The organism is Arcobacter iocasae, assembly GCF_042214795.1.
Lineage (GTDB): Bacteria > Campylobacterota > Campylobacteria > Campylobacterales > Arcobacteraceae > Arcobacter > Arcobacter iocasae.
The window spans coordinates 705,141-722,360 of record NZ_CP090177.1; the positions used below are offsets into that span (position 1 = coordinate 705,141).

The following is a 17,220-nucleotide window of genomic DNA, read 5'->3' on the forward strand; positions in this document are numbered from 1 at the left end:
TTGTAATAAACACTATTTTTATATTTTTGCGATTATAACTAAAAAAAAATATTAAAAAGATGAGAAAAAAATATTAAAGTTTTCCCTTCAAATGGCATAAGAATTTGATTATTTAGAGTCAACCAAATTTTTTGCAAATTCATATGCTTCTTTTGTAATATTTTCTCCACTTATCATTCTAGAGATTTCTTCTATTTTGCCTTTGTCATCAAGTATTTTTACACTTGAAACACCATTTTGTTTATCTACAAAAAAGTGCTGATTGGCAGCTGCTGTTAATTGTGGCTGGTGTGATATTGCAAATATTTGGTATGATTTTGACAGCTCTTTTAGAACTGTTGCAATTGCATCACTCTCTTTTCCACTTAGGTTTGCATCAATCTCATCTAAAAACAAAATCCCATTATTTAAAATCTCAAATTTACTAATAGAAGTTAAAAGTGCAAGTCTTAGTCTATTAAACTCCCCTGAACTAATTGTTTCTAAATTAACACCATTTAAATCTAAAGCAACTTCATCTTTTCCTAAAGCATCTATTTGTTTATCTTTTAAATATATTTTTGCATTTGAAAGATATAAATATTTTAAATAATAATTGACTTTTTCTTCTAAAATCTTAGCACTACTATTTCTATAAACACTTAAGTTAGAAGCTAGCTCTTCTACTTTTCTAGTCAATACTTTTACTTTTTTTTCTAAAATTGTTTTTTCAAAAGAGATATTATCATAAGAGTCCAACTCCGCTTGTTTTTGCTCTTTGTACTCAATTGCCTCTTTTATAGAACCAAATCTTTTTTGCAAAGAAGAGAGTTTTTCAATTCTATCTAAAACAGCTTCTATATCTAATTCTTCTAATTCAGATAAAGAATCACTAAAGTTCTCAAATATATTTTCTAATTCATTAATTGTTTCATCAAAAAATGAGCTATCTTTATCCATCGTATCTAAAGCTTTTGAAACACTTGTTCTATATTCAAAAATACCTTTTGCCATCAAAATAGCTTCTTCTATTTTATCTTTTTTAGCTAATCGTTTTTTTATCTCGTTCAGTTCTTCATACTCATCAATTTTTGGGTTTATTGACTCAATCTTTTCAATTTCAAATTTAGCAAACTCTTTTAACTCTTCTAGTTTTGATTCATCATCATTTATTTTTTTTAGTTGTGAAGATATATTTGTGAGTTCTGAAAAACTCTCTTTATACTCTTTTAATACATTTTCAAAGCTAGCATCATTTGATGCGCTTAATCTATCTAAAAATCTAACCAATCTAATACTATCAAAGTCACTATTATCTTTTAAATGAAGATGTTTAACTAAACTATTTGCAAATAGTGTAAGAGCTTTTTTTGAAATAGTTTGTGAATTTAAGAAATATCTAACTTTATCTTTTTTTAACTCTTTTATTATTATTTCATCATTTTTTTCTATTCCAAACTCTTCATAAGATATTTGTGAGTCTTCAATTGTTGTTTCACTTAAATCTGCTTTTGCCTCTTTTATTCCAAATAAAGCTAAAAAAGCATCCATCAGAATTGACTTCCCAGCACCAGAAGGTCCTGTAAATACTATCAAACCCTTTTCAAACTCCAAATCAACTTTTTGAAATGAAAGATAATTTTCTAAATAAAATCTATTAATCATATTTGTTAATTTCCCCATCTTAATTTTTCATTTAATACTTCAAAATAGTTTCTTTGACATCTGTGAATTAGTCTTGCCTTATTAGGTGAAATCTCTATTTTGATAGTTTCGTTTTCATTTATATCATAAATATCTTGACCATCTATTATTACCAAGGCCCCTTGTTTATCAGTGATTGTAAACTCAATTTTAAAATCAGCTGGAAGTACCAATGGTCTTTGAGTCAAACTATGAGGAGCAACTGGCGTTACAATAAAAGCTTCAGTTAAAGGATAAACAATAGGTCCACCAACAGATAAATTATAAGCAGTAGAACCCGTAGGAGTAGAAATAATTACTCCATCTCCAAAATAAGAGTTAAAAGGTTTACCATCAATTTTTGCAGATAGACTTATCATCGAAGATACTGATTTTCTAGTAATTACTATATCATTAAAAGCAACAAAACTTTGCTCATTTGCACAGCCATTTATCATCATACGATGGTCAATTCTATATTCGTGTTTAAACATCAAAGATAAAAAATTTTCAACTTCACTAAATCTAATATCAGTCAAAAATCCCAAAGTTCCTAGATGGATACCAAGAACTGGAATATCAAATTTAAAACTTCTTCTAACTACAGAAATAAGAGTCCCATCTCCACCAATTGATACCAAAAAATCGCAAATTTGACATAAATTATCAAGTTCAATACCACCTTCATTAATCATAAGGGCACTTTGTTTTTCTAATATAACTTCTATATTAGCTTTTAAAAAGTGATTTTTAATGACCTCATAATCTTTTTTTATTTCAGGAGAATTGGGCTTTAATATAAAGCCTGCTTTTTTGATTTGGGTTAGTTTTTCATTACTTGTAGTTATTTTCATGTTTGGATTATATCAAAATTATCTTTCATGTAAAGCATCATGATTTATTTTTAAAATAGGTTTTAAAATAAAAGTTAAAATTGTTTTTTATAAAATCAAAAAAAAGTATGCTAAAAAAAACCCTAGCTTAATATAAGCTAGGGTTTTTAATTTAAAAGCAGAAATGATAATTAACCATTTCTCTTTTTAATAATTTCTTCAGAAACATTTTTAGGAACTTCTTGATAAGCATCAAAAAGCATAGAATATGTTGCTCTACCTTGAGACATAGATCTTAAGTCTGTAGAGTATCCGAACATTTCAGATAAAGGAATCATTGCAACAACAAGTTTTACACCAGCTCTATCATCCATAGATTGAACTTGTCCTCTTCTTTTATTACAATCCCCAATAACATCTCCCATATAATCTTCAGGAGTTTCAATTTCAACTTTCATGATTGGTTCTAAGATGATAGCTTGTGCAGCTGCACTTCTACAACCTTGTTTGAAACCCATAGAAGCAGCTAATTTAAATGCTAATTCAGATGAATCCACATCATGGAAAGAACCGTCATAAAGAGTTACTTGAATATCAACCATTGGGTAACCAGCTAGGATACCACCTTGCATAGTTTCAATACAACCTTTTTCAACAGCTGGAATATATTCTTTAGGAATAGCTCCACCTTTGATTTCATTAACGAATACAAAGTTTTCTTCTCCACCAGCTGGAAGAGGAGTAATTGTCAAGTAAACATGACCATATTGACCTTTACCACCAGATTGTTTTGCATATTTGTATTCTGATTTAACTTCATTTTTAATAGTTTCTCTATAAGCAACTTGAGGAGCACCAACTTCAGCTTCAACTTTAAATTCTCTTTTCATTCTATCTACAAGAATTTCAAGGTGTAATTCACCCATTCCTGAAATAATAGTTTGTCCAGATTCTTCATCAGTATTTACTCTAAATGATGGATCTTCTTCAGCAAGTTTACCTAAAGCAATACCCATTTTTTCTTGGTCAGCTTTAGTTTTTGGTTCAACTGCAACAGAGATAACTGGCTCTGGGAATTCCATTCTTTCTAAGATAACTGGATCTTTCTCACTAGCTAGTGTATCACCTGTAATTGTTGATTTAAGACCAACAACTGCACCGATTTCACCTGCATATAATTGAGAACACTCTTCTCTATTATTTGCATGCATTTTAAGTAATCTTCCGATTCTTTCTTTTTTCATTTTTGTAGAGTTCATTACATATGTTCCAGATTCTAAAACACCTCTATAAACTCTTGCAAATGTTAATTGTCCAACAAATGGGTCAGTCATAATTTTAAATGCTAATGCTGCAACTTCACCTTCATCAGTAGAAGGAACGATAACAGCTTCACCATCTTGAGTTTCACCTCTAATATCAGCAACTTCTGTTGGAGCTGGTAAATACATAGCAACAGCGTCAAGTAAAGTTTGAACACCTTTGTTTTTAAATGCAGTACCACAAGTCATAGGAGTAATAGTCATATTTAAACAACCAGCTTTAATACCTCTTGTGATCTCTTCTTGAGTTAATTCTTCACCTTCAAGGTATTTTTCCATTAACTCTTCGATTTGTTCAGCAGCAGCCTCAACCATTCTTTCTCTATACTCTTGTGCTTGCTCTAATAAATTAGCAGGAATTTCTTCTACATGGTAGTGAGAACCCATAGCTGCATCTTCATCCCAAACGATAGCTTTCATTTGTACTAAATCAATAATACCTTTAAAATCTTCTTCAGCACCTATTGGTAACTGAATAGGAATAGCATTTGATTTTAATCTTTCATTAACTTGTTTTTCAACCATAAAGAAATCAGCACCAGTTCTATCCATTTTATTAACGAATATCATTCTTGGTACTTTATATTTATTTGCTTGTCTCCAAACAGTTTCAGATTGTGGTTGTACCCCACCAACTGAACAGAATACTGCAACAGCACCATCAAGAACCCTCATAGATCTCTCAACTTCAATTGTAAAGTCAACGTGACCTGGAGTGTCAATAATGTTTATTTGTAAATCATCACTTGTAATTGGGTGTTTCCAGTGACAAGTAGTAGCAGCAGAAGTAATTGTAATACCTCTTTCTTGCTCTTGTTCCATCCAGTCCATTGTAGCAGCACCTTCATGTACTTCTCCAATTTTGTGTGATACACCTGTGTAAAATAAAATTCTTTCAGTAGTCGTTGTTTTCCCTGCATCAATATGAGCAGCGATACCAATGTTTCTAACTCTGTTAAGTGGTGTTGTTCTAGCCATTTATAATTCCTACCATCTATAATGTGCAAATGCTTTATTAGCTTCTGCCATTCTATGCATATCTTCTTTTTTCTTGAAAGCAGACCCTCTGTCGTTAGCAGCTTCGAATAATTCGTTAGCTAATCTTTCAACCATAGTTCTTTCATTTCTTTTTCTTGAAGCATCTACAAGCCATCTTAATGCTAAAGTTTGTCTTCTTACAGCTCTAACTTCAACAGGAACTTGATATGTAGCTCCACCAACTCTTCTAGATTTTACTTCTAAAAGTGGTTTAACATTTTCAATTGCTTTTTCAAATAATTCGATACCAGCTTCTTCACCTCTAGCATCTAAGTTTGCAATTGCACCATACATAATTTTTTCTGCAGCAGATTTTTTACCATCTAACATTACAGTGTTAACAAATTTTGTGATCACTTTACTATTGTAGATAGGATCTGCTAATACTTCTCTTACTGGAGCTTTTCTTCTTCTCATCTTATTATCCTTCTACTTATTTCTTAGCCGCTTTAGGCTTCTTAGTACCGTATTTAGATCTTGCAACAGTTCTGTTTGCAACACCAGCAGTATCTAAAGCACCTCTAACGATGTGATATTTAACCCCAGGTAAATCCTTAACTCTTCCCCCTCTAACTAAAACGATAGAGTGTTCTTGTAAGTTGTGACCTTCACCACCGATATATGAAATAACTTCATATCCTGTTGTTAATCTAACTTTTGCAACTTTTCTTAAAGCCGAGTTAGGTTTCTTTGGAGTTGTAGTATATACTCTTGTACATACTCCTCTTCTTTGTGGACATTTTTCAAGTGCTGGAGATTTTGATTTTTCAACCACTCTCTTTCGCTCTTTTCTAATCAATTGATTAATAGTAGGCATTTTTTCCCTTTATATAAATTGGTTTGAATAATTATAGCATTACCCAGGCTTCTCGATTGACTTGATATATACACCTGTATAATCAAAACGATACTACCATTTTAGAGAAACTGTAGTTGTTTTCTAAAAAAGTTAGGGATTATACTTAAAATAAAATTAATTTAGGCTTAGTAAGTATATGTATATGTTTGTTGTATCTATTTTATGATTTCATTTTATTTATAAAATAAGGCTAAAAAACTAGCCTTATTCTTATGCTTTTCTAAATTTCTTTTTATTTACATTTTCAATAATGTCTTTAGCAATATTAGAAGTATCCATAGCAATTTGGTGAGTGTGGTTTGCAACATTTGCATTCTCTTGAGTTCTTGAATCAAGGCTAGCAACTGCATCATTGATTTGTTCAATTCCTTGTTTTTGCTCAGTTGAAGCAACTTCAACATGAGATATTAGTTGTGTAGTTTTATTTATATTTTCATTTAATTCTGCATATCCACTAATCATCTCATCTGCATTTTTCTTACCAGTATTTGCTTTTATTGTGGCATTTTCTACTAAACTTTTTATCTCTTTAGCAGCTTCTGCACTTCTTGAAGCTAAATTTCGCACTTCCGCAGCAACTACTGCGAAACCTTTCCCAGCTTCTCCTGCTGTTGCCGCTTCTACTGCTGCATTTAGTGATAAAATATTTGTTTGGAAAGATATTTGATCAATTACTGTAATTGCATCTGCTATTGCACTTGTTTGTTCATTTATCTCATTCATAGATTCAACTGTTAGTTTTGCTAAAGCTTGTCCTGAGCTAATTGATTTAAGTAAATTATTTGAATAAACTGCCATTTGTGAAATATTTTGAGTATTTTCTACAATTGTTGAAGTAATCTCTTCAATTGAAGCAGAAGTCTCTTCTAACGATGCTGCTGTATCTGTTGATGATTTATTAAGTGTATTAACATTTTCTAAAAGTTGTTTTGCATTATTTTCTAAAGTTAACCCTAATTGGTAGTTCTCTTGTAACATTCCATTAATAATATCACATAACCCATTTAGACCTTTTGCAACTTCACCCGTAGCATTATCTATATTTTTCTCAAAATCAAGTTTTGAGTAGTTTTTAAGTGCAGCTAAAATTGTATTGATATTATTATTTACATTTTTAGCATTTGCTTTTATCATATCATTTAGAATATCTTTTAATTCATTTAATGATTCTTTTGAAGAGGTTTTTTCTACTTGAACATCTAGATTTCCATTTTTGATTTTAGTAACTACTTCTTTTACATTTTCAATTAGCAATCTGTCTTTATCAATCCCCTCTTTTACAAAGACTATTTCTTCATCAATTTTTCTTGCCATATTCCCAAATTCATCATTTGTATGAATATTTAGAGGTTCAACTGTATTTTTTGCACCTTTTAAGTATTCAAAGAAGTGATTTAATCCTGATTCAAGAGTATTTATAGGATTTAATAGTTTTTTTAGTAAGAAATATAAAAGTAATAAAATTATGATTAATAATCCCACATAAATAGCTATTTGTTCTAAGATATGTCTATTTATTTCTTTGTATACACCCTCTTTACCTAATTCAACAACCAAATACCAAGAAGGAATAGAAACTTTACTATAAGCTACAAGTTTTTTAACTCCATTTTCAGTAGCTTCTGCAAATTTATTATCTTCATCTGATTTGATACTTTTAAATAATTGACTCTCTTTCTTTAGAAGATTTTTATCTTTGTGAATTATTATATTCCCATCACTTGATAAAAGATAAGCAAACCCATCTTCTCCTAGTTTTAAATTTAATATCTCATTTACAACAGTGTCTAAAAATATATTTGCCCCAACAACACCTATAAATTTCCCATCTTTAACATATGGTGAAAAAACTGTAATAACTAATCTTTTAGTAGTATTATCAACAAAAGGTTCTGTTACACCTGAACTTTGTATTTTGATAGCTTTTTTATACCATGGTCTAATTCGAGCATCATAATTCATAGTTGCTATACTTTTCAAGTCACCATTAAACTTGATTAAGTCACCACTATCTTCCAAGCCTAAATACATACTTGCAAAATCACCTGCTTTTTTACCAAGCATAAGTTGATTTATTAAAACTTTATTATCTATAGTAAGATTTTCATTTTCTATCATATTAGCAACAGAGTTTACTACAGTAATTTTTGATTGAAGATAGTCATTAATAAACTTAGCTGTTTGCTTAGATAAAGCGGATTCATCTTTTTTTACTAATGAAGATTCAGTTTGATACTTACTTGAAGCATCTTTGTATCCAAGTATAAGAAATGAGCAAGAGATACTTATAAATAGCAATACAAGAAGTTTTGATTTTATACTAGAAATATTCATTTTTTTCCTTCGGAAATATGTTTTGTAACAATTATACCTTAGCAATGTGTCATTACTGTGATAAATTTATATTAATTTTATCTTTGATAAAAGACTAAGGCATAAAACACTAAAATTCAAAAAAATCAAAATAAAGATACTTTTTATGACAAAACAATTATTACCCCTAGCTCTAGGTGGTCTTGCTATTGGTACGACTGAATTCGCTATTATGGGTCTACTGCCAGATGTCGCAAATGACTTAAATATAAGTATTCCAGTTGCTGGACACTTAATCTCTACTTATGCTTTAGGAGTAGTTATTGGAGCACCTATTTTGGTTGCTTTAAGTGCCAAGTTTCCTGCTAAAAACATCCTAATAGCTTTTATGGTTCTATTTACATTTTTCAACTTTTTATCTGCTATCGCACCTAATTATTCTACTCTTTTGATATCTAGATTTTTTAGTGGATTACCCCATGGTGCTTTTTTTGGTGTGGGAACAGTGGTTGCGGCAAAACTTGCCCAAAAGGGCAAGTCAGCACAAGCAATTGCCGTGATGTTTACAGGACTTACTATTGCAAATGTTGCTATGGTTCCACTTACCACATATCTAGGTCATACCTTTTCTTGGAGATTTGCTTTTGCTATAGTTTCACTAATTGGATTAATAACAATATTCTCTTTATACAAAAATCTTCCAAAACAAAAAGAGATAAAAACTATCACATTAAAAGATGAATTACAATTTTTTAAGACTATCAAAGCTTGGCACATATTAGCTATCGTAGCAACTGGATTTGGTGGATTGTTTGCATGGATTAGTTATATTGCTCCATTATTAATAAATGTTACAAATTTCGAAGAAAGTAGTGTCTCATACATGATGATTATCGCTGGTCTTGGAATGTTAGTTGGAAATATAGTTGGTGGATATTTAGCAGATAAAAGAAACCCTATAAAAGTAGCAATCTTCCTTTTATCGATGATGGTTTTATGTTTAGTATTAGTATTTTTCCTATCAGAATATAAATTTGCAACTGTTATTCTTACATTTTTATGTGGTGCCTTCGCCATGTCTATTGGGGCACCTATTAATATCATCATGTTAGACAGCGCAAAACACTCTGCAATGCTTGGAGCTGCATTTTTACAAGCTGCTTTTAATGTGGCTAATTCTTTAGGTGCATTTTTAGGTGGTATTCCTTTATTTATGGGATTAAATTACAATTACCCAGCACTAAGTGGTGCATTTATGGCTTTACTAGGAGTTGGACTATGTTTATATTTCCTAAAAAAATATAAATTTGAGGATAAGTTAGCATGACAATACTTGGGCATAAAATTGTAGGCAATGGTAAAAAAAATATCTTAGTTTTACATGAACTCATGGGAGATCACACAAACTTTGATCCAATACTACCTTATATAGATACTACAAACTTCACATACATATTTGTAGACCACAGAGGTTATGGTTTGTCAAAAGATATCCAAGGAGAATACACTTGCGAAGAAGCAGCAAATGATATAAAAAACCTAATCACAAAACTAAATCTAAAAGAAGTAAATCTTCTAGCCCACTCAATGTCCACAATGATAGCCCAAAAAGTAGCCTTAATAGATGATAGAGTCAAACAACTAATTCTAATCACCCCAATCTCAGCATCTGGCATAAAAATGAAACCCCAAGCGCAAGATAAACTAATCGCTAGTATGAAAAAAAATGAAAACTTTATTGAATATGTAGTTGAAAGTGCAAGTAATAGATACAATCAACCATGGAAAGATTATAGAGTCAAAATGGGATATGAAGCTTCAACTTTAGAAGCTAGAACTGGTTATATGACTATGTATCTTACAACTGATTTTATAGATGAAGTGAAAGATATAACTATACCAATAAAAATAATGGTAGGTCATCATGATTTACCTGCTTTTCATAAAAACAATGTGAGAAAGCAGTTTGAGGGGTATTATAATGATTTTGAGATAATAGAGTGCATGGAAGCAGGACACTATCCTATGATAGAGTGTCCTGTTTATTTCTCAACTGAAATAGAGAGGTTTTGTAAATAGGTTTGCTCTTGAAGAGGTAAACCTCTCCGCTTTCTTACTTTTGTATTGACGAAAAGTAAGCAAAAGCAACTACGGCTCGTATAATAAAATTAATGGAGATATAGATAATATATTTTCATGGAGTTTGTTAAATGATATATCGAACTACGGCGAAAGAGATTAAAAAATAATCATCTTGATTTGAAGTCAGATAGTCATATTAAAAGTTTGAGTGGCAACAAGAACAGTAATAATCTAGTTCGAATTTACGAGTCCGAAATATGTATGACAAATCAGGTAGGAGAAATCCTACCCTAACGAACTCTTTATTCTAAAATAAAGGTTCCAGATATGTATTCTATCGGATTAGATATTAGTAAGTCAACAATCAATGTGTATGTTCCATATAATGATTTAGATTTGGTTATTGAGAATAATATAAAATCATTAAAAAGTTTGTATTCTAAGTTAAAGAAACAATATAAAAAAGATATCGATAAATTAGTATTTGTTTATGAACCAACAGGGAATTATTCTTCTGTTATAAAAAAGTTTGCAGCAAATAAAAATATTAAATGCTTTATTGTAAATCCTAAACAAAGTTCAAATTTTAGTAAAGCAATAGGACAAAGAAATAAGAATGATGTAAATGATGCCCGAATGTTATCTCAAATGATAGTAACTGCCTCAAAAGAACAAATTAAAGTACCAGTAATAAGACAAGAAATAGAAGAGATAAAAGAGTTAATAACTTACTATCAATTTTTAATTAAACAAAAATCACAAAATAAAAATCATTTGGAATCTTTAATTGCAAAAGATGGTATAAGTAAATTAATACAAAGAATAAAAAAAGAGATAAAGCTTTTAGAACAAAAAGAAAAAGAGATACTGCTTGAAATAAAAAAAGTAATAGCAAAAGATGAAAAACTTCAAGAAGCATTTATTAATATACAAAGTATAAAAAGTGTAGGAGAAGTATCAGCAATAGTATTATTGCATCATTTTATACAATATTCTAATGCAAACCAAAAAGAGATAATATCCCTAGCAGGATTAGATCCAATAGAAAAAACATCTGGAACATCAATAAAAGGTAAAACAAGAATATCAAAAGCTGGTTCAAAACTATGTAGAAGTGTATTATTTATGGCAAGTCTAAATGCAACACAATATAATGAAGAATTAAAAAGGTTTTATAATAGATTAAAAGAGAATGGTAAACATACCACTGTAGCACAAATAGCAGTTATGAGAAAAATAGTAGTAATCGCACATAGTATTTATAAAAATAACGAAAAATATGATGAAGAAAGATATAAAAGATATTTATGAAAATTCTAATATTTTTATTGGTTTTTAAGGTGGCAACTTCGAAGCCAAAGGTTCCCTCACTTATTATTTTTATCTTTTCTGATTGGTAAAACTCGCTTATTAAAACTTGCGTTTAGCAACTTTTAAACACTCAGACAGTTACCAATCTTGTTTAGAAAAGAGAAAGATAACCGTTCGGCTTCTGTAGATGTAGTAATATCTTTTGGTGTCTTTTTAATAATAATTTGAACAATCTTTTAGTAATTGAGAATATAAGAAGTTAAGAATAGCTTTCAATCAAAAATGTAAATGTCCTTATCCCACCTTTTTTCCAACATTTGTAAAAGCCGAATGTTTATTTCTCTTTTCGGAAAAGGCTTGCAACTGTTTGAATATAACAAATATGCTATAAAGCATATTTTTATATGAGTTTTGCAAGGCAGAAAAGATAAATAATAAATGAGGGAACCCAAAGGGCTTTGATACGGTTGGTGGTTTTGCTTACTTTGTCCACACAAAGTAAGAGGAGCGGAGAGGTTTACCTCTTCAAGAGAAAAGAACTACCCTTTTATATAACGAATAATTTGTCCATTAAAAGGCTCATCCAAATAATCTGAAGTATTCAAAGGTTCACTTTGACTATGAACATAACCTAATAAAACCATCATTTTAGAAAACTTTGCATGATTTCCTCTACCTGGGTCTACTATAATTATCTCACAAGAATCATTTGTATGTTCATTTAAAAATCTACTTAAATCCTCTAAGTGAAACTGTTCATATAAAATATCACTTGCTATTATTAAATCAAATTTTCCTAAAGTATCATCAGCATTTGCCCAGTTTGCACACTCGAAGGGGATTGTTTTTCCATGATTTATTCTTGTATTTTCTACCAAGAATTTTTGAACTTCTGGGTTAAAATCTGTTGTTGTTATATTTGCATTTCTGTGATTTAGAACTAAACTTGAAAGAGCTATTCCGCACCCTACTTCTAGGATTCTTTTATCTTTGATATTATAGTTATTCATTAAAGTTGCTAAAATTTTAGATGAGGGCCAAAGAACTCCAAATAATGACCAGTTGGCAGAGGATATTCCTGTAGTAGGATTTAAATCACACTCTTCGTCGTATTGTTGTGTATCTTTTAAAGTTCGGACATGTATGTCCATATTACCAAACTCTATTGTTTGATATGTGTATCGTAGTTTTGGCATAAGAACCTTTCAAGGTTCAGTATACTCTTTATTTAGAGTATCTGAACTAAAAAAGTTTTATGCTTCTAAAATCGCTTTTAGGCTTTTTACTGTGAAGAGTTTTACTCCATCACTTTTTAGTGCTTTTACTTCATTTGTGAAACCACTTTTTGAAAATAATAAAACATAATCAGGAACTATCTCTAACTTTTCACAAAGCTCTTTTAGTCTTGTAAGTTCTGTTTTTTTCATCTTGCTATTTGTATATCTACAAGACCCCACAATAATTTTCCCAGATTCTGTCTCAGCTACAAGATTTATCTCATTATTTTCATCCCAAAATCTTCCAATCTCTTCTATTGCATCATCTTTAAAAAGTTCTTTTACATACTCATGACTTAATTGTTCAAAGATTAGTTGCATAAACTCTGCATTGTAGTTGTTAAATCGCTCATAAAACTCTTTATATTCAGTTCTTGCAATTCCCCTATAAAGTGGTGATATAAAGGCAAACCAAAATCTTAAAAAAGGAGCATTGAATAATAACTTATCAGCCACATCATTATCTTCAAATTTATTTGTTAGATGGTCAATAGAAGTTTCAGTATAAATTACCTCTAACTCTTCTAGGTCGTGTAAAGCTTTTATTCCTTCGTCATATTCTACATCTGCTCTTTTAAATGCACTATTAATTCTTCTATCACCTAAAGCAATACCAGTTAGAACTTTATAGTATGGTAAAGAGTTTTTTGTCAGTTTTGAAATATACTCTTGTAAGTCATAATATTCATCTAAAATATGTCGTTCTATTAGTTTACCAAGTGGTTTAGTAGTATCGATTTTTATATCAAGTCCACCAAATATGGCAAAATAATTTAGTGCAGTTTCCATATCTTTTGGATTGTTTTGTTTACAGAAATATTGAAATTGCTCCAATATTGTTTTAGTATTAAGTATTATAGTAAAGCCTTTAATTGTTTTTGGGATTATAACATAAATCGGATATAATAACTTTATGAATATTAAATTTGCCACTTTCAACCTATTTCAATTTACAGCCCCACCTTTTTCTTGGTATTTCAAAAAAGACAAGTTTACCCAAGAACAATGGGAACAAAAAGTATCTTGGATAAAAGAACAAATCAAAATTTTGGATGCTGATATTATCGGTTTTCAAGAAGTATTTTCAATAGAAGAGTTAAAAGAACTCTGCAAAGAGTTAGGTTATGAACACTTTTTAAGTGTGGATAAGCCAAAGATAAATACAAAAAATCCAACTATCTATAAAACTACAGTTTTAGCCCTTGCTTCTAAGTTCCCAATTATCTCAAATAAAAATGTTAGATATGATTTAGCTAGTATAAAAAAACACAATTTTAAAGATAAATTTGCCTTTTCAAGAGTTCCAATAAAAGCAATAATAGAACTTCCAAACAAAACAAAAATAGCTGTTTATGTAAATCATCTTAAATCAAATAGATTAAATGAGTTTGAATATATATTTAAAAAAGATACTACTTTAAAAGAGAAAATAGAAAAAACAAAAGTTGCCTTAGAGAATGATTTTTCAAGTGTTTTAAAACAAAGACTAATAGAAGCATCTTCCTTATTTATGGAAATCAAAGAGTCAAAAATACCTACAATATTTTTATGTGATTTAAATGACAAAGAGTATTCAATGACAATTGATGCTTTATGCAACAAAGCTTATCATGAAGAATCCCAAGATGATGAATATATACTTTTTGATGCTTATTATCACCATGAAGAAGAGATTTATAATCCACATCCTGAACAAAAAAGCATAGAAAGAACACCCACAAGTTATCACTTTTCAGATGGCAATGTCATAGATTATATTTTTGTATCAAATGACTTAAAAGATAAAATTATCTCTTACAAAGTATTTGATGAACACCTAAAAAGAAATCAAAATGGCTCACTACTAGAAAGTGATCATGCTCAAGTTGTATGTGAGATAGATATAGATTAAACTTTTTGTAAAAATGCATTTAAAGAGCTTGCAAACTTTTGTACATCTTTTTTATTAAAAGGTGGTGGTCCTTTTGTCATCTCTCCTGCATCTCTTATACTTTGCATCAAGTTTCTTATGGCTAAATATTGTTTGATATTATCATCTGTATAGGTTTCACCTCTATGATCAATAGCATGGGCTTGTTTTTCTATTACTCTAGAAGCTAGGGGAATATCTGCTGTTATAACCAAATCATCTTTTGAGACCTCATCAACAATTTTATTATCAGCTTCATCTGCTCCCAAATCCACGATGATATATTTCACATGATTTGATTTTCCAATATCTATTTTTTTATTTGCAAAAACTAAAGTCTCTAAGCCTTTTTTTTCAATGGCTCTTAAAACTATGGGTTTTAACATATTAGGAAAAGCATCTCCATCTATAAAAAGTTTCATTATAAGATCTCTTGCACTCGTCCAACTTGTCCATCTTGTAGTCTTACTTTTATGCCATGGGGATGAGTAGGAGAATTTGTTAAGATATTTTTAACTATCCCTTGAGTTAGATTTCCACTTCTTTGGTCTTGTTTTAAAACTATATTTACCTTTGCTCCAATTTTTACATCAAAACGCTTTTTACCATCTGCCATTTTCTTCCTTTTATTTATTTTGTAGTATATCAAAATCTTATAAAACTATTTATTTATATATTTCAAGATATTATTCTAAAGACATTTATAAAAGAAAGAATTAAATGGAAATATTTGTATTAAAAGCTATTACAGTCATTGCTTTAGTTTTAAGTTTAACAGTAATTGCTGAGAAAGTTAGTCCAAAACTCTCTGGCCTACTTTCAGGTCTTCCTCTTGGAAGTTCTATTACCTTAATATTTTTTGCTATAGAGTATGGGGTGAATTATGTAAAAGAGACTGCTTTGTATAATATACATGGTCTTTTTGCAGCCTTGGCTTTTTCTATTGGTTATTATATTAGTACATTTTATACAGGAAAATTTGAAGTGATTTTGAGTTTAGTTATCTCTTTTATTTCATATTTAATAATTGCCTTTATCTTATCTTTTATTCCTCCACATATAATTTTCACTCCACTAATTATCTTTACACTTTTAATTATTAGTGCTATATATTTTTCAAAAAAAGAAGATCATAAAATCGTAAAGATATCAAAAGTCTCAATCTATGATTTAGTAATAAGAAGTATACTTACATTAATCATTTTCTTAATAATCTCAAATTTACCTAAATATGTTCCAGCAAGTATTGCAGGTATCTTTTCATCATTCCCAACTATCTTATTACCTTTGCTTTTAATAATACATTTCAATCATAGTAATTTACAAGCTAGAACCATCATAAAAAACACCCCATTTGGACTTACTAGTATTATTGTTTATTCTTATGTAGTATATTTAACATATCCAACTATTGGAGTTGTGGAGGGTACGATACTTGGTTTTTGTAGTTCTGCTCTACTTATATTTATTCAAACAAAGGTATTTAGATTTTTTAAACTTATTTAGGCTTATTTAAATTTGGGAATAAAATACATAACAGTTTCGTATATACCTTCCATATAATGTCTTAGATAAATATCATAGTCACTTTCTATATCTAAGACTAACTGGGGAACTTTATACCAATCTTGTGCTTTATGATATATACAAATTGCAAGTATGGGTTTGTATTTTTTTATTGTATTTTTTGCCCCAATTATTGTATCTTGCTCTGCACCTTCAATATCTAGTTTTATATAATCAACTTTTTGGCTTATGAGATTATCTATACTGTTTATATTTGTAGCTTGATAATCATGGGCACAATTATTTTGTTTCTCTTCTTTTATCTGGTTTACTATTTTTTCACTTCCCAAACCACAATTTATAAACTCTATATTATCAATATCCCCAAAATCTCTTTTTGCTATATTTATGTGTAAAGTATTTGGTTCTACACAATATATTTTTTCAAAGTCTGGATAGTTTTTAATAATCTCTTTTAAAGTATCTCCCACATATCCACCACCATCTACAAATCTTATATTTTTAATCTTTGGGATTATCTCTTTATCAAAATATTGGCTTCCGTGATCATTTGTAAAACCTTGCATAAAAGTTAGGTCATAAGATATTTTAAAATTAATTATCTTTTCAAATATCTCTTTTGATTTATCATCAGCTAAAAGATTATAAGTATTTTCATACTCAAGCTTGTTATTTATAAAGTCATCTTTAAAATCATCTATAAAATCAGGACTAGCTAACTCTAAATCACTATATTTACAAAGAGCAAGATAATTTATGTTTTTAAAACCCATTTTATCAAGGCCATTTTTTACTTCGAGGGGACTTCCACTTGATGTTGATAATATCAAAGCATCTTTTTGCACATCTTCTATTTTTAAAACTGTTTTTTTTCGAGAACTTTGAACTCTTGTAAAGTCATCAATTATTCCAGCTACTTCTATATGTTTTAATACTGATTTTGTAAGTTTATTTATACCTAAAATATATTTTTTAGTAGTTTTAGAAGAGATAAAGAGTTCAACTAACTCTTTATCTTTTTGATTTATGTAATCAAGTCCAATTAGATTGATGAGTTATCCTTTTTTATTTGAAGGATTATATCATC

General features: G+C 29.5%; 16 protein-coding genes. 5 read left to right on the forward strand and 11 right to left on the reverse strand.

Features of this window, described 5'->3' with window-relative positions; all coding sequences use genetic code 11:
* Positions 1-108: 108 nt before the first annotated feature.
* From LXN10_RS03550 to LXN10_RS03575, 6 genes are all read right to left on the reverse strand, one after another.
* The gene (locus tag LXN10_RS03550; RefSeq protein WP_375724563.1) at positions 109-1,644 is read right to left on the reverse strand and encodes an AAA family ATPase; all 1,536 of its coding nucleotides are present in this window, start codon (positions 1,642-1,644) and stop codon (positions 109-111) included.
* 5 nt (positions 1,645-1,649) lie between these two features.
* Positions 1,650-2,516, reverse strand: a complete 867-nt coding sequence (locus LXN10_RS03555; protein WP_375724564.1) for an NAD(+)/NADH kinase — start codon at positions 2,514-2,516, stop codon at positions 1,650-1,652.
* Positions 2,517-2,686: 170 nt separating this feature from the next.
* Positions 2,687-4,795, reverse strand: coding sequence for an elongation factor G (gene fusA / locus LXN10_RS03560; protein ID WP_375724565.1), 2,109 nt, complete (start codon positions 4,793-4,795; stop codon positions 2,687-2,689).
* A gap of 9 nt (positions 4,796-4,804) precedes the next feature.
* Positions 4,805-5,272 (reverse strand): 30S ribosomal protein S7, encoded by a 468-nt coding sequence (rpsG, locus tag LXN10_RS03565; protein ID WP_375724566.1) that lies wholly within the window; start codon positions 5,270-5,272, stop codon positions 4,805-4,807.
* Positions 5,273-5,288: 16 nt separating this feature from the next.
* The gene (gene rpsL, locus LXN10_RS03570) at positions 5,289-5,672 is read right to left on the reverse strand and encodes a 30S ribosomal protein S12 (RefSeq protein WP_013136382.1); all 384 of its coding nucleotides are present in this window, start codon (positions 5,670-5,672) and stop codon (positions 5,289-5,291) included.
* A 252-nt stretch (positions 5,673-5,924) separates the two neighbouring features.
* Complete coding sequence (locus LXN10_RS03575; protein WP_375724567.1) at positions 5,925-8,048, reverse strand: methyl-accepting chemotaxis protein; 2,124 nt, start codon at positions 8,046-8,048, stop codon at positions 5,925-5,927.
* A gap of 145 nt (positions 8,049-8,193) precedes the next feature.
* On the opposite strand from LXN10_RS03575, the gene LXN10_RS03580 reads away from it, so the two are divergent.
* The 3 genes from LXN10_RS03580 (at position 8,194) to LXN10_RS03590 (ending at position 11,420) form a co-directional block, all read left to right on the forward strand.
* On the forward strand, positions 8,194-9,354 hold the full coding sequence (locus tag LXN10_RS03580) for an MFS transporter (protein WP_375724568.1): 1,161 nt from the start codon (positions 8,194-8,196) through the stop codon (positions 9,352-9,354).
* The gene (locus tag LXN10_RS03585; protein ID WP_375724569.1) at positions 9,351-10,106 is read left to right on the forward strand and encodes an alpha/beta fold hydrolase; all 756 of its coding nucleotides are present in this window, start codon (positions 9,351-9,353) and stop codon (positions 10,104-10,106) included. The genes LXN10_RS03580 and LXN10_RS03585 overlap by 4 nt, the downstream gene beginning before the upstream one ends.
* Positions 10,107-10,436: 330 nt before the next feature.
* A complete protein-coding gene (locus tag LXN10_RS03590; RefSeq protein ID WP_375723002.1) occupies positions 10,437-11,420 on the forward strand; it encodes an IS110 family transposase in 984 nt (327 codons plus the stop codon).
* A 539-nt stretch (positions 11,421-11,959) separates the two neighbouring features.
* On the opposite strand, the gene LXN10_RS03595 is transcribed toward LXN10_RS03590, so the two are convergent.
* Complete coding sequence (locus LXN10_RS03595; protein WP_375724570.1) at positions 11,960-12,616, reverse strand: class I SAM-dependent methyltransferase; 657 nt, start codon at positions 12,614-12,616, stop codon at positions 11,960-11,962.
* Between the two features lie 57 nt (positions 12,617-12,673).
* A complete protein-coding gene (locus LXN10_RS03600; protein ID WP_375724571.1) occupies positions 12,674-13,531 on the reverse strand; it encodes a DUF234 domain-containing protein in 858 nt (285 codons plus the stop codon).
* 79 nt (positions 13,532-13,610) lie between these two features.
* Between LXN10_RS03600 and LXN10_RS03605 the strand changes: the two genes are divergently transcribed.
* On the forward strand, positions 13,611-14,588 hold the full coding sequence (locus tag LXN10_RS03605) for an endonuclease/exonuclease/phosphatase family protein (RefSeq protein ID WP_375724572.1): 978 nt from the start codon (positions 13,611-13,613) through the stop codon (positions 14,586-14,588).
* On the opposite strand, the gene LXN10_RS03610 is transcribed toward LXN10_RS03605, so the two are convergent.
* Together LXN10_RS03610 and LXN10_RS03615 are read right to left on the reverse strand one after the other, a co-directional pair.
* A complete protein-coding gene (locus LXN10_RS03610) occupies positions 14,585-15,028 on the reverse strand; it encodes a YaiI/YqxD family protein (RefSeq protein ID WP_375724573.1) in 444 nt (147 codons plus the stop codon). The two genes, LXN10_RS03605 and LXN10_RS03610, sit on opposite strands and share 4 nt — an antisense overlap.
* On the reverse strand, positions 15,028-15,222 hold the full coding sequence (locus tag LXN10_RS03615; protein WP_129101293.1) for a YwbE family protein: 195 nt from the start codon (positions 15,220-15,222) through the stop codon (positions 15,028-15,030). The genes LXN10_RS03610 and LXN10_RS03615 overlap by 1 nt, the downstream gene beginning before the upstream one ends.
* A 104-nt stretch (positions 15,223-15,326) precedes the next feature.
* Between LXN10_RS03615 and LXN10_RS03620 the strand changes: the two genes are divergently transcribed.
* Positions 15,327-16,112, forward strand: a complete 786-nt coding sequence (locus tag LXN10_RS03620; RefSeq protein WP_129101292.1) for a hypothetical protein — start codon at positions 15,327-15,329, stop codon at positions 16,110-16,112.
* A 2-nt stretch (positions 16,113-16,114) separates the two neighbouring features.
* Here LXN10_RS03620 and LXN10_RS03625 read toward each other — a convergent pair whose 3' ends face one another.
* The gene (locus LXN10_RS03625) at positions 16,115-16,978 is read right to left on the reverse strand and encodes an FkbM family methyltransferase (RefSeq protein ID WP_375724574.1); all 864 of its coding nucleotides are present in this window, start codon (positions 16,976-16,978) and stop codon (positions 16,115-16,117) included.
* Positions 16,979-17,220 lie beyond the last annotated feature (242 nt).

Coding starts and splice junctions, on each gene's coding strand:
- LXN10_RS03550 (WP_375724563.1), bottom strand. CDS start 1,644: ATGATTAATAGATTTTATTTAGAAAATTATCTTTCATTTCAAAAAGTT.
- LXN10_RS03555 (WP_375724564.1), bottom strand. CDS start 2,516: ATGAAAATAACTACAAGTAATGAAAAACTAACCCAAATCAAAAAAGCA.
- fusA (WP_375724565.1), bottom strand. CDS start 4,795: ATGGCTAGAACAACACCACTTAACAGAGTTAGAAACATTGGTATCGCT.
- rpsG (WP_375724566.1), bottom strand. CDS start 5,272: ATGAGAAGAAGAAAAGCTCCAGTAAGAGAAGTATTAGCAGATCCTATC.
- rpsL (WP_013136382.1), bottom strand. CDS start 5,672: ATGCCTACTATTAATCAATTGATTAGAAAAGAGCGAAAGAGAGTGGTT.
- LXN10_RS03575 (WP_375724567.1), bottom strand. CDS start 8,048: ATGAATATTTCTAGTATAAAATCAAAACTTCTTGTATTGCTATTTATA.
- LXN10_RS03580 (WP_375724568.1), top strand. CDS start 8,194: ATGACAAAACAATTATTACCCCTAGCTCTAGGTGGTCTTGCTATTGGT.
- LXN10_RS03585 (WP_375724569.1), top strand. CDS start 9,351: ATGACAATACTTGGGCATAAAATTGTAGGCAATGGTAAAAAAAATATC.
- LXN10_RS03590 (WP_375723002.1), top strand. CDS start 10,437: ATGTATTCTATCGGATTAGATATTAGTAAGTCAACAATCAATGTGTAT.
- LXN10_RS03595 (WP_375724570.1), bottom strand. CDS start 12,616: ATGCCAAAACTACGATACACATATCAAACAATAGAGTTTGGTAATATG.
- LXN10_RS03605 (WP_375724572.1), top strand. CDS start 13,611: ATGAATATTAAATTTGCCACTTTCAACCTATTTCAATTTACAGCCCCA.
- LXN10_RS03610 (WP_375724573.1), bottom strand. CDS start 15,028: ATGAAACTTTTTATAGATGGAGATGCTTTTCCTAATATGTTAAAACCC.
- LXN10_RS03615 (WP_129101293.1), bottom strand. CDS start 15,222: ATGGCAGATGGTAAAAAGCGTTTTGATGTAAAAATTGGAGCAAAGGTA.
- LXN10_RS03620 (WP_129101292.1), top strand. CDS start 15,327: ATGGAAATATTTGTATTAAAAGCTATTACAGTCATTGCTTTAGTTTTA.